The following is a 12,958-nucleotide window of genomic DNA, read 5'->3' as shown; positions in this document are numbered from 1 at the left end:
AATGAGCAGGCGTTCACGCTTTTCATTCAACCCTCACCCGGGAGCAGCGACATGAATGAACTCTATCGCCTCAAAGGTTTGTCGAGCGCGGTGTCCTACCGCGATCCGAAACTCGGCTTTCGCTTTCTCGAAGCGGCATTCGGATTCGAGCCGCTCTTCGTGATCCTCGACGCCAGTGACGACTTCGTGCACGGCGAGCTGACCTTCGGCGACTCGGTTGTCATGATCGGCCGGGAATGGAGCGACGATCATCGCAGCCCGCGTTCCATCGACGGCAAGAACACGCAGTCCGTCCATGTGCAACTCGCGGAGGGCGAGGACGTGGACGCGCATTGCGAACACGCCCGTTCAGCAGGCGCCCTTATCGTTGCGGAGCCGGAGACGCAGTTCTACGGCGAGCGGACCTATCGTGCCAAAGATCCGGAAGGGCATATCTGGACGATCGGCGTGCTGGTAAAGAGGATGACGCCGAAAGAGTGGGATGCGGCGAGCGGGCTGGTTACGCGGGAACGGCTGGACTGAGCACGAGAGTGCGTGTCAGCGGGTGAAGAGCAAACGCTCCGTTTGCCGGATGCTGCCCTCTTGATAGTACGAGGCATACCATCTTTCGCTGTTCTTCTTCAGGCACAAGGGCGCAGGGGCTTTTCCACCCGCCTCGGCGCGCTTGAGTGCCGCCGCGAACGCATAGTGATCCACCAGACGCAAACCTTCGATGGCGAAAACGGTGGCAATCGCTTTGTCATGAATCGCGAACAGGTTGTCGCCGTTCAGCTCTTCTCCAAGCTCGGCCAAATTCGATGAACCGCCAAACACAACGGGATGAGCGCTGTTGAAGTCGACCACCACGAACTTGTGATGAACAATGTGGGCCACGGCGTTGCGCACCTCAAGCTCGGCGTTGAACGGCGGCGGAAACTTCTCGGGGTTCTCCTTCGAATAGACAAGCTCGCCACCCCGATCAGGCGTATAGACTGTCGTTCCATTCACCGTATTGTCGACGGCTTCGACGTTATCGGAGATGCCGTACGAGAAAACGGTGTGCGAGTTGTGTAGCTCACGCAGTGTTTCCAGCACCTTGCTCGTTCCGCCGAGTTCCATCACGGCGAAGATAACGGAACTCTCGGCGTCCTTCAAGGCAGACAGAAGCGACTCCAATGAAGACGTCGGATGCGCGTGTGGCGCGAAGGACAGCGCGATCGCAGGTAAGCTGGCGTCATCGATATTGAACTCGCTGCGCGCGATGTCGGCTTTCTGGAACGCGGAGGCGTCCATTCCGGTGTCGAATGCTGCCTGAAACGCCGCTGCGTATTTCGCGGCTACCGCCCTGGCGTCAAACACGACAACATGATTTGCGTTGACATACAGTCCGGTGACCGAGAAATTCGTCGACCCGCTCAGCACTCGTATCGCCTGCCCGGACGCATCCCGTTTGATCAACACCTTGTTATGTTGAAAGCGCCCGAACTTGCCACGCTTGAAATTGGCTTGATGCTCCGCTTCCGCTGAGTTGCGAATGAATTCGAACGCCTGCCCGTGTGCGGACTTTGGACCGTGAAGTCTGGCATCGTCGGCAAGCAGGCGTAAGCGTCCGGCTTGCGCTAGCGACGCGAACGCATTGATCATGTCAGGCTCGTTCAGGTCATAGACGCATGCATCGAGCGTGCATGTCGTGTCGGTATGACAGTCGTTCAGAAAGTCGATAATCGCCTGACGTGCATGTCCGCCAAGCCAGGTCCACTGTTCGATGAATGGGGCGGTGGCAAAATTCCATTTTCCCTTGCTCTGCCGGCGCTGAAAGGGCGCATTGTGAAACTTGTCCGCGTAGGCCTGGGATGACAGATAACCGCGCGTGAAAGCCACTTCGATCAGACCGCTTCGGAACGGAGCCACTTCTATTTCGAGCTTGACGCGCTGATCATCGACCAGTTCGATCGACGTGTCATCATTGCCGTCCTTGAAACGTCTGACGATGACCTCATAACGCAGACTTCCTTTCGAGTCTTCCGGCGGAAAGTCGATCCACCAGAACTTCTGAAACGGCGCCGTATTGGAAGGGAAGAATTTATGATCGTGCGATACGTCCGGATCGGTATAGGCGCCTGCAAAATTCAGACGGTTGCCGAGCCATGTCCAATGTTCTCTCGCCGAAGATGAGCGTTGAACGGCGAATCCCGCCAGGCGTTCAGTCAGGTCATCGGCCAGACTGAATGCGAGCAGAACGCAATGATCGCCCGAGTAAGCCTTGACACTCAGCCCGCTATCGGCGGCTGATGCATTGAAGACTTTGGTCATGTCGACAGGTGTGTTGGGTTGGTTCCGGTGACATCCGGCGTCGATCTCATCGGCGACATCCATCTGCAGAACGCGCCCTATCGTTCTCACGGCCACGCATTCCGGAACGATATCTCTGTATAGGCGCTGCATGGGTTTGATGCAAGTCTCCACCGCAGAGCATTGGATGACTTCGTTGGCATCGGCGCACAAGTCATCCTGTTCCCCGGCACGCGCCTTCGCGATAACCCAAGGGACACGCCTGCAACGCTCTCCTCGAGCGGATCCGCAACGGTCGCTCACAACTCGATTTACTTGACATCTAAACTATTCGACTCTAAATTATCTCCACGAGCAAACGCGAACTGGAGAACCCGGCATGCGCATTGTCTGCATCGGCGGCGGCCCGGCTGGGCTTTACTTCAGCTTGTTGATGAAGCGCCGGCATCCCGCCAGCGAGGTCATCGTGGTCGAGCGCAACCGCCCTTACGACACCTTCGGCTGGGGCGTCGTCTTCTCCGATCAAACCCTGGGCAATCTGCGCGCCGCCGACGCTCCCAGCGCCGAAGCCATTCTCGGTGCCTTCAATCACTGGGACGACATCGAAGTCCATATCAACGGCAGCACGGTCCGTTCGTCGGGTCACGGCTTTTGCGGCATCGGAAGGAAACGTCTGCTCAATATCCTGCAGACGCGTTGTGAAGCACTCGGCGTCAAGCTCGTCTTCGAAACGCACGTCGTGAACGACGAAGACTACGAAGCCGATCTCATCATTGCCTGCGACGGCGCCAACAGCGCGATCCGGCAGAAATACGCCGCCACGTATCAGCCGGATATCGACCTGCGCGACTGCCGCTTCGTCTGGCTCGGCACGAACAAATGCTTCGACGCCTTCACGTTCGCGTTCGAAAAGACCGAATGGGGCTGGTTCCAGGCGCATGCGTATCGCTTCGACGACAACACCTCGACCTTCATCGTCGAAGCGCCAGAACGCGTCTGGCGCGCGGCAGGCCTTGCCGATATGAGCAAGGAGGAAGGCATCGCGTTCTGCGAGAAGCTCTTTGCCCGCTATCTCGACGGCCATCCGCTGATTTCCAACGCATCGCATCTGCGCGGTTCCGCGCAGTGGATACGCTTCCCGCGCGTCGTGAATCGCGAGTGGGTTCACTGGCGAGAGGACGCGAACGGCGAGCGCACACCCGTCGTCCTGATGGGCGATGCCGCGCACACCGCGCACTTTTCCATCGGCTCGGGCACGAAGCTCGCGCTGGAAGATGCAATCGAACTGGCGAACAGCATCGACACCGCGTTCGCCAGGCGTGACGGCGATCTCGAAGGCGCGCTCGATCACTACACCCGAGTCCGCAGCGTGGATGTCCTGCGCATCCAGAACGCCGCGCGCAATTCGACTGAATGGTTCGAAAACGTGGACCGCTACGCGTCGTTCGAGCCGGAGCAATTCGCTTACTCGCTGCTGACCCGCTCGCAACGCATCTCGCACGAAAACCTGCGCGAACGCGACGCGCGCTATCTCGCGTCGTTCGAACACTGGCTCGCGGAACGCTCCGGCATCGTGCGCGACACGAACCAGCGCGCCGTCCCGCCGATGTTCACGCCCTTCACGCTGCGCGGCGTCACGCTGAAGAACCGCATCGTCGTATCGCCGATGGCGCAGTATTCCGCCGTCGATGGCATCGCGGGCGACTATCACCTGATGCATCTCGGCGCGCGCGCCATGGGCGGCGCCGCGCTCGTGATGACGGAGATGACTTGCGTGTCAGCGGAGGCTCGCATCACGCCGGGATGCCCCGGCATGTACACGTCCGGGCAGCTTGCGGCGTGGCGGCGCATCGTCGCGTTTGTGCATGCGCAGTCGGACGCGAAGATCGGCATGCAGCTCGGTCATGCGGGCGCGAAGGCATCGACGCGATTGGCCTGGGAAGGCATCGATCAACCGCTTCCGGACGGCAACTGGCCGCTCGTCTCCGCATCGCCGCAGCAGTATCTGCGCGACGTGAGCCAGTGGTCGCGCGAAGCCTCGCACGACGACCTGCGCGAGATCGAGGCGCAATTCGTGCGCGCCACCCGCATGGCCGATGAAGCGGGCTTCGACTGGCTCGAACTGCATTGCGCGCATGGCTATTTCCTGTCGAGCTTTCTGTCGCCGCTCACGAACCGTCGCACCGATGAATACGGCGGCTCGCTCGAGAACCGCTTGCGCTACCCGTTGCAGGTCTTCAGCGCGATGCGCGCCGTCTGGCCGCAAGACAAGCCGATGTCAGTCCGCATTTCGGCGCACGACTGGGTCGATGGCGGCACGACTCCCGACGATGCCGTGCAGATCGCACGCGCATTCAAGGCGGCGGGCGCCGACATGATCGACGTCTCGTCGGGCCAGGTCAGCAAGGACGAGAAGCCGGTGTACGGGCGCATGTTCCAGACGCCCTTCGCCGACCGCATCCGCAACGAGGCAGGCATCGCCACGATGGCCGTGGGCGCGATTTCCGAGGCGGATCACGTCAACAGCATCATCGCTGCCGGGCGCGCCGACCTGTGCGCGGTGGCGCGCCCGCATCTCGCCAATCCATCGTGGACGCTGACCGAAGCCGCGAAGATCGGCTATTTCGATATCGCGTGGCCTCGCCAATATGCCGCCGCGAAATCGCAACTCGAACGCAATCTGGAGCGCGAGCGTGCCAGCGCCGCCGAGCATGCGAGTCTCAGTCCGCAAGAACGCGCACAACGCGCCGAAGGAAGCGTCTGATAATGTTCTCTCTGAACGGCAAACATGCGGTGATAACCGGTGGCGGCAGCGGCATAGGCGCTGCATGCGCGGAAGCGCTGGCGCAAGCCGGTGCGCGCATCACGTTGATGGGCCGCGACCTTGCGCGCCTGGAAGCGCAACGCGATGCAATGCGCAGTGACGCGGACGCAGCCTGCGTGCCGGTAGACGTGACCGATGAAGCCGCAGTCGCCGCTGCCTTCGCGCGTGCCGTGGAACGCCATGGCCCGGTCGATGTGCTCGTCAACAACGCGGGCCATGCCCAGGCCGCACCCTTCGCGCAAACCGATGCTGCATTGTGGCAACGCATGCTCGACGTGAACCTCACAGGCGTGTTTCTCTGTACCCGCGCCGTGCTGCCATCGATGCTCGAACGCGGCTTCGGCCGCATCGTCAACGTCGCGAGCACGGCCGGGCAGACCGGCTATGCCTACGTCGCCGCCTATTGCGCCGCGAAGCACGGCGTCATCGGCCTGACGCGCGCGCTGGCCGCCGAAGTCGCGACAAAGGGCGTCACGGTCAACGCCGTCTGTCCCGGCTATACGGAGACAGAGTTACTGCGTTCATCGCTCGACCAGATCATGTCGAAGACCTCGCGCAGCGAGCAGGACGCACGCGAAGCGCTCATGCGCAACAATCCGCAACGCCGTTTCATCCAGCCCGAGGAAGTCGCCAGTGCCGTGCTGTGGCTCTGCGCGCCCGCATCGGCTTCGATGAACGGCCAGTCCATTTCCGTTTCCGGTGGAGAAGTCACGTGACGCAAGCCGCACGCAACCGAAAAGCGCCCGCCGCCGGCGACGCAAAAGCCCCGCGCAAGGGCGTCGAAAAGCCGGCGGACAATGTCGTCGATCTCGAAATGAGCACTGGCGCGGACAGCCACATGGGCCTGCGTCTGTGGCTGCGCATGCTGACCACGACCAACCTCGTCCAGGCCGAACTGCGCAAGCGCCTGCGCGCCGAGTTCGATACCACGCTGCCGCGCTTCGATCTGATGGCGCAGCTCGAACGGCATCCGCAAGGGCTCAGGATGACCGAGTTGTCGCGCCGCATGATGGTCACGGGTGGCAACGTGACGGGCATCACGGATCAGCTCGAAAAGGAAGGGCTCGTGTCGCGCTACGCCGATCCCGACGACCGCCGTTCGATCAGCGTTCGCCTCACGCCGCAAGGCCGCGCATCGTTCGACAAGATGGCTGCCGCTCACGAGCAATGGGTCGTCGAGATGTTTGGCGGACTCGAACTGAACGAGAAGTCGCAGACGCATCAGCGCCTCGGCAAACTCAAGCAGCATCTGTTGAAGACATTCAAGGAATGAAGGAGCGATCGATGAGCTCATCCGCCGCCGCAGCGCTTCTCGCCGGCAACCGCATCGAACTCGCGGGGTATCGCGCGCAACATGTCCTGTGGTGCGTGGCGGGCGGTGTCGGGACGATCACGCTGAACCGGCCCGAACGCAAGAATCCGTTGACCTTCGAATCGTATGCCGAGCTGCGCGACCTGTTTCGCCAGTTGGCGTATGCGACGGACGTGCATGCCGTCGTGATCCAGGGCGCGGGCGAGAACTTCTGCTCCGGCGGCGACGTGCATGACATCATCGCGCCGCTGATCGATCTGCCGATGCCCGAGCTGCTGCTCTTCACGCGCATGACCGGTGATCTCGTCAAGGCCATGCGCCATTGCCCGCAACCGGTGATCGCAGCGGTGGACGGCGTCTGCGCGGGCGCGGGCGCCATTCTCGCGATGGCATCGGATCTGCGGCTCGGCACCGCGCGCAGCAAGCTTGCGTTTCTGTTCACGCGCGTCGGGCTTGCGGGCTGCGACATGGGCGCGTGTTCGATCCTGCCGCGCATCATCGGGCAGGGGCGCGCGTCGGAACTGCTGTTCACAGGCCGCTCGGCGTCGGGCGAGGAAGCGCATGCCTGGGGGTTCTACAACCGCCTGTGCGAACCGGATTCCCTGCGCGATGAAGCGGCACGCCTCGCCGCGGATCTCGTCGCGGGACCGACCTTCGCTCACGGCATCACGAAGAAGATGCTGCATCAGGAATGGAACATGGGCATCGACGAAGCGATCGAAGCCGAAGCACAGGCACAGGCCATCTGCATGAGCACGCGCGACTTCGAGCGCGCCTACCGCGCCTTCGCCGCCAAGTCCCGCCCCGTGTTCGAAGGAGACTGAATTGACCGTCGATCCGCACAGCGCGCTCGCGTGGCCGTTTTTCGAGGACCGTCATCGTAAGCTGGCTTGCGAGGCCGATGCATGGGCATCGGCGCATCTGAAGCACATCGATCACGCCGATCCTGACACCGCCTGCAAGCAGCTTGCGCGCATGCTCGGCGAGGCGGGCTGGTTGAGGCACTGCATCGGCGGCACGGCTTACGGCGCGTCGGGCGATGCCATCGATACGCGCGCCGTCTGTCTGCTGCGCGAAACGCTCGCGAAGCACGACGGCCTGGCGGATTTCGCGTTCGCGATGCAAGGGCTCGGCTCGGGCGCCATCACGCTCGCCGGCACCGATGCACAGAAGCAGCGCTACTTGCCGCGCGTCGCAGCCGGCACGGCGCTGGCGGCGTTCGCGCTGTCGGAGCCCGAAGCCGGCTCGGACGTAGCCGCGATGTCGCTGCAAGCTCACGCCGATGGCGACACCTACGTGCTGAACGGCGAGAAGACCTGGATTTCGAACGGCGGTATCGCGGATTTCTATGTGGTGTTCGCGCGTACAGGCGAAGCGCCGGGTGCGCGAGGCATCAGCGCGTTCATCGTCGATGCAGACACCGACGGGCTCGAGATTGCCGAGCGCATCGACGTGATCGCACCGCATCCGCTCGCGCGGCTGCGTTTCAACGCGCTGAACGTACCGCGCAACCAGATGCTCGGCGCGCCTGGCGAAGGCTTCATGCTGGCGATGCGCACGCTCGACATCTTCCGCACTTCGGTCGCGGCAGCGTCGCTGGGCTTTGCGCGGCGTGCGCTGCAAGAAGGTCTGGCGCGCGCAACATCACGCCAGATGTTCGGCCAGACCCTCGGCGACTTCCAGCTGACGCAGGCGAAGCTCGCGCAGATGGCGCTGACCATCGATACCAGCGCGCTGCTCGTCTATCGCGCGGCCTGGCTGCGCGATCAGGGCGAACGCGTCACGCGCGAAGCCGCCATGGCGAAATGGCATGCGACCGAAGGCGCGCAGCAGGTCATCGACGCAGCCGTGCAACTGTGGGGCGGGCTCGGCGTGAAGCGCGGCATGGCAGTGGAGTCGCTGTATCGCGAGATTCGCGCGCTGCGCATCTATGAGGGCGCCACCGAGGTCCAGCAACTGATTGTCGGGCGCGATCTGCTGAAGGCGCAGGGAGACAGCACGCGATGACACCCACCTTCGAGATGCCGGTACGCATCCGCTTCGCGCACTGCGATCCGGCCGGCATCGTCTACTTTCCGCAATACCTCGTGATGACGAATGCGCTGGTCGAAGACTGGTTCGACGACGCGCTCGGCATCGAGTATGCGCACATGATTTCGGTGCGCCGCGTCGGGCTGCCCATCGTCAAGCTCAACTGCGAATTCTCGCGTCCCAGCCGTCTCGGCGAAACCGTGACGCTCTCGCTGAGTGTCGATTCGGTGGGGCAGCGTTCGGTGCGCATCGGGATCGTGTGCCAGTGCAACGGCGAAGTGCGCTTCCGCTCCAGACAGGTTCTCGTGACGACCTCGCTCGACGATGGCCGTTCAATCGACATTCCCGGCGACATCGCCCGCGCCATCGAACAGTTCGCGCCGGGCACGAGCCGCGCCTTGCAGGAGGAATCGGACACATGAAGAAAACGCTTCTGCCTCCGGGCTGGATCAAGCCGCGCGGCTATGCGAACGGCGTCGCGGTGCGTGGCACGCAGGTGTACATCGCCGGCCAGATTGGCTGGGACGAACAGGCGCGCTTCGTCAGCCGCGAGTTCGGCGCGCAGGCCGCGCAGGCGCTGCGCAACGTGGCGGCCGTGCTGCGCGAGGCAGGCGGCAAGCCGGACCACATCGTGCGCATGACCTGGTACGTGACCGACAAGCGCGCGTATCTCGCGGCGGCGAAGGAGATCGGTGCGGCGTTTCGCGAGCATATCGGCGACTACGACATCGCGATGAGCGCCGTGCAGGTCGTCGCGCTGATCGAAGACGATGCGCTCGTGGAAATCGAAGCAACGGCTGTCATTCCCGACTGAACGGAGCGCGCCATGGAACCGTCCGCACACGTCGATACCTTCGCGCGCGATTCATTGCCGCCTCAGGATCAATGGCCCGTGCTTCTGCTGGACAATGCCGACACTGCTTATCCGCCGCGCCTGAATTGCGCGACCGAACTGCTGGACCGGGCCATCGATGCCGGTCATGGCGAGCGTCCCGCCATCTGGTCGGACGTAGACGGCGCGCCGCACGCGACGACTTATCGGGAACTGAATGCGCTCGTGAATCGCAGCGCCCATGTGCTCGTCGATGAAATGGGCCTGCGTCCCGGTAACCGGCTGTTGCTGCGCGGACCGAATACCTTGCAGATGGCGGTGGCGTTCCTCGCGGCGTTGAAAGCGGGGTTGGTCGTCGTGCCGACCATGCCGCTGCTGCGCGCGAAGGAACTGAAGCAGATCATCGACAAGGCGCGCATCTCGGCGGCGCTCTGCGACGTGCGCCTCACCGAAGAACTCGCGCGCTGTCGCGAGGCGGGCGAGCATCATTGCGCCACGCTCACGCAAGTCTTCACCTTCCACGACGATGCCCCGGACGCGCTGGAGGTGCTGGCGGCATCGAAGCCCGATCATTTCGACGCCTGCGACACCGCCGCCGACGATGTCTGCCTCATCGCGTTCACGAGCGGCACGACGGGCGCGCCGAAGGGCTGCATGCACTTTCATCGCGACGTGCTCGCGATGTGCGACCTGTTCCCGCGCCATATCCTCAAGCCCACGCCCGACGATGTGTTCTGCGGCACGCCGCCGCTCGCGTTTACGTTCGGGCTCGGCGGGCTGCTGTGCTTTCCGTTGCGCGCCGGGGCATCCACGGTGCTGCTGGAAAAGCTCACGCCCGAGTCCTTGCTGCACACCATCGAGCGCTTCAAGGCCAGCATCGTGTTCACCGCGCCGACCTTCTATCGGCAGATGGCGCCGCTGATCGGCCGCTTCGATATATCGAGCCTGAAAAAAGCCGTCTCCGCCGGCGAAGCCTTGCCTGCCTCCACGCGCGCTCTGTGGCGTGACGCGAGCGGGATCGAGATGATCGACGGTATTGGCGGCACGGAGATGATCCATATCTTCATCTCGTCGGCGGGCGCGGAGGTGCGCGATCAGGCCATCGGCCGCGCGGTGCCTGGCTATGTCGTGCAGGCCGTCGACGACGCCATGCAGCCCGTGCCGCCCGGCACCCTCGGCAAGCTCGCGGTGCGCGGTCCGACCGGTTGCCGCTATCTGTCGGACCCGCGTCAGCAGAACTTCGTGCGCGACGGCTGGAACCTGCCCGGCGATGCTGTCGTGATCGATGAAGACGGCTATGTCTTCTATCAGGCGCGCGCCGACGACATGATCGTCTCGGCGGGCTACAACATCTCCGGGCCCGAAGTGGAAAGCGTGCTGATGAAGCACGAAGCCGTGGCGGAGTGCGGCGTGATCGGCGTGCCGGACGAGACGCGCGGCCAGATCGTGAAGGCTTTCGTCGTGCTCAATCCGGGTTTCATCGGCGATGATGCCCTCACCGCCGAGTTGCAGGCCTTCGTGAAGCGCAACGTCGCGCCCTACAAGTATCCGCGTCTGGTGACCTTCCTCGCGGCCTTGCCGCGCACGGAAACCGGCAAGCTCAAGCGTTTCGCTTTGCGGACCTTGTAGAACCGCGTCGCGAGAAAAAAAGTCGGCTCGGGTAGAGTAGGGTTCGCGTCCGCCGCAGGGCGGCCAGCCAACTCTTCCGGGCAACAAGAACAATGATCAACAGACGACGCACTCTCGCCGTATCCCTCCTTGCCGCGCTCGCCCTGTCTTCACAGGCTGCATCGGCTGCGAGCAAGACGCTCGTGTTCTGTTCCGAAGGCAGCCCCGCCGGTTTCGATTCCGCGCAGTACACCACCAGCACCGACTTCGACGCGGGCGCTCACGCCGTCTACGACACGCTGGTCGAATTCAAGCGCGGCACGCTGGATCTCACGCCCGGCCTCGCCGAGAAATGGGACGAGTCGCCGGATGCGAAGACCTTCACCTTCCATCTGCGACGCGGCGTGAAGTTCCAGTCGACACCCTGGTTCAAACCGACGCGCGACTTCAACGCCGACGACGTGGTGTTCACGTTCAAGCGCATGATCGACCCGAACGAGCCGTTCCAGAAGGCGCATCCGGTCAGCTTTCCCTATCTGACCGATCTCGGCTACGACAAGAACATCGCCTCGGTCGAGAAGCTCGACGACAACACGGTCCGCTTCACGCTAAAGACGCCGGACGTGGTGTTCGTGCGCAACGTCGCGATGGAATTCGCGTCGATCGTCTCGGCCGAGTATGCGGCGCAATTGCTCAAGCAAGGCAAGCCGGAAGATATCAACCAGAAGCCGGTGGGCACCGGCGCGTTCGTGTTCCGCGACTACCAGAAGGATTCGACCATCCGCTACGAAGTGAATCCGACTTATTGGAACCGCAAGGACGTGCATATCGACAAGCTCGTCTTCTCGATCACGCCCGACGCGGCCGTGCGTCAGCAGAAGCTCGCGAGCGGCGAATGCCAGGTGACGTCGTTCCCGCGTCCCGCGGACATCACCACATCGAAACAGGACTCGAAACTCACGGTGCTGTCGGGCGTCGGTTTCAACGTGGCCTATGTCGGCTACAACACGACCCACAAGCCGCTCGACAACGTGAAGGTGCGCCGCGCGCTGGACATGGCAATCGACAAGCAAGCGATCATCAAGACCGTCTACGAAGGCGCGGCCACGGTGGCGACCAATCCGATGCCGCCCTCGCAATGGTCCTATAACAAGGCGCTGAAGGACGCGCCGCGCGACCCCGCGAAGGCGAAGGCGCTGCTGAAGGAAGCGGGCTTTCCGGACGGCTTCACGATCACGCTGTGGGCCATGCCGGTGCAGCGCGGCTATAACCCGAACGCGCGTCTGATGGCGCAGCTGATCCAGTCCGACTGGGCGAAGATCGGCGTGAAGGCGAACATCGTGACGTACGAATGGGCCGAGTACAACAAGCGCGCGAAGACCGACGGCGAACACGACGCCATTCTTTACGGCTGGCTCGGCGACAACGGCGATCCTGACAACTGGCTCGGCACCACGCTGGGCTGCGACGCGGTGCACGGCAGCAACATGGCGAAGTGGTGCAACAAGCAGTTCGACGACCTGCTTGCGAAGGCCCGGCTCATCACGGATCAGAACGCGCGCACGAAGCTGTACGAGGAAGCGCAGGTGGTGTTCAAGGATCAGGTGCCGTACACGCCGCTCGCGCACGCCAACATCTTCCAGCCGATCTCGAAGCGCGTTCACGGCTATCTGATCAGCCCGCTTGGCGGACACCGCTTCGACGGCATCACGCTCGATTGAGCGCCGCGCGGGGAGTTCAGCCTCCGCGATACCAGGCGTCGATGCTGTCGCGCTGCTCGTGCTTTCCGGGCTGCGTGCGATGGGCGTCGACGCCGCGCACCGCGTGCGGCGACGCCTTGGCACCGGCGAATCGGTCCGCATGTGAAACCCGGCAGACGCGTTTCGACATGCTGCAATCGCCGGCTAACGCAGGCACGGCGGACCATGCCACGCTCGCGGCGAGAAGAATGATGATGAACTGGGGTTTCATGGCGGCTTCCTTCGCGGATCGATAACGTCACGCGCCCCAAAGTGCATGGCCCATGCCAGTGTGCGCGGCAGATGCCCGCAAAGCCCGTCATGAAAGGGCGAGCGCGTCA

General features: G+C 63.1%; 12 protein-coding genes. 10 read left to right on the top strand and 2 right to left on the bottom strand.

All coding sequences use genetic code 11. From position 1 onward, the window contains the following. The first annotated feature begins 51 nt into the window (after positions 1 to 51). Entirely contained in the window at positions 52 to 522 is a 471-nt protein-coding gene (locus tag QCE69_RS22350; RefSeq protein WP_309933054.1) for a VOC family protein, read from the top strand. Positions 523 to 537: 15 nt separating this feature from the next. On the opposite strand, the gene QCE69_RS22345 is transcribed toward QCE69_RS22350, so the two are convergent. Beyond that, a complete protein-coding gene (locus tag QCE69_RS22345; RefSeq protein WP_309933053.1) occupies positions 538 to 2,355 on the bottom strand; it encodes a phospholipase D-like domain-containing protein in 1,818 nt (605 codons plus the stop codon). A gap of 295 nt (positions 2,356 to 2,650) precedes the next feature. Between QCE69_RS22345 and QCE69_RS22340 the strand changes: the two genes are divergently transcribed. From QCE69_RS22340 to QCE69_RS22300, 9 genes are all read left to right on the top strand, one after another. Next, positions 2,651 to 5,035 (top strand): bifunctional salicylyl-CoA 5-hydroxylase/oxidoreductase, encoded by a 2,385-nt coding sequence (locus QCE69_RS22340; protein WP_309933051.1) that lies wholly within the window; start codon positions 2,651 to 2,653, stop codon positions 5,033 to 5,035. A 2-nt stretch (positions 5,036 to 5,037) separates the two neighbouring features. Further along, on the top strand, positions 5,038 to 5,811 hold the full coding sequence (locus QCE69_RS22335; RefSeq protein ID WP_309933050.1) for an SDR family NAD(P)-dependent oxidoreductase: 774 nt from the start codon (positions 5,038 to 5,040) through the stop codon (positions 5,809 to 5,811). Continuing rightward, positions 5,808 to 6,368, top strand: coding sequence for a MarR family transcriptional regulator (locus tag QCE69_RS22330; protein WP_309923241.1), 561 nt, complete (start codon positions 5,808 to 5,810; stop codon positions 6,366 to 6,368). The genes QCE69_RS22335 and QCE69_RS22330 overlap by 4 nt, the downstream gene beginning before the upstream one ends. Positions 6,369 to 6,379: 11 nt before the next feature. Next, positions 6,380 to 7,231, top strand: a complete 852-nt coding sequence (locus QCE69_RS22325) for an enoyl-CoA hydratase family protein (protein WP_309933047.1) — start codon at positions 6,380 to 6,382, stop codon at positions 7,229 to 7,231. Between the two features lies 1 nt (position 7,232). Further along, complete coding sequence (locus QCE69_RS22320; protein WP_309933045.1) at positions 7,233 to 8,414, top strand: acyl-CoA dehydrogenase family protein; 1,182 nt, start codon at positions 7,233 to 7,235, stop codon at positions 8,412 to 8,414. After that, positions 8,411 to 8,860 carry a thioesterase family protein gene (locus QCE69_RS22315; RefSeq protein WP_309818371.1) on the top strand — a complete coding sequence of 150 codons (450 nt, stop codon included), beginning with the start codon at positions 8,411 to 8,413 and terminating at the stop codon, positions 8,858 to 8,860. The genes QCE69_RS22320 and QCE69_RS22315 overlap by 4 nt, the downstream gene beginning before the upstream one ends. Beyond that, entirely contained in the window at positions 8,857 to 9,252 is a 396-nt protein-coding gene (locus QCE69_RS22310) for a RidA family protein (protein ID WP_309923235.1), read from the top strand. Before QCE69_RS22315 ends, QCE69_RS22310 begins: the two co-directional genes overlap by 4 nt. 12 nt (positions 9,253 to 9,264) lie before the next feature. Beyond that, positions 9,265 to 10,899 carry an AMP-binding protein gene (locus QCE69_RS22305; RefSeq protein WP_309933043.1) on the top strand — a complete coding sequence of 545 codons (1,635 nt, stop codon included), beginning with the start codon at positions 9,265 to 9,267 and terminating at the stop codon, positions 10,897 to 10,899. A 92-nt stretch (positions 10,900 to 10,991) separates the two neighbouring features. Continuing rightward, positions 10,992 to 12,599: an ABC transporter substrate-binding protein gene (locus tag QCE69_RS22300; RefSeq protein ID WP_309933041.1), complete on the top strand. Its 1,608-nt coding sequence runs from the start codon at positions 10,992 to 10,994 to the stop codon at positions 12,597 to 12,599. 16 nt (positions 12,600 to 12,615) lie between these two features. On the opposite strand, the gene QCE69_RS22295 is transcribed toward QCE69_RS22300, so the two are convergent. Beyond that, complete coding sequence (locus QCE69_RS22295; RefSeq protein ID WP_309933039.1) at positions 12,616 to 12,849, bottom strand: hypothetical protein; 234 nt, start codon at positions 12,847 to 12,849, stop codon at positions 12,616 to 12,618. Positions 12,850 to 12,958 lie beyond the last annotated feature (109 nt).

The organism is Caballeronia sp. LZ032 (assembly GCF_031451315.1).
In the GTDB taxonomy this organism is placed as follows: Bacteria; Pseudomonadota; Gammaproteobacteria; order Burkholderiales; family Burkholderiaceae; genus Caballeronia.
Note: the sequence above shows the minus strand (reverse complement) of the source record. Positions and strands in the feature narration are given on the sequence as shown.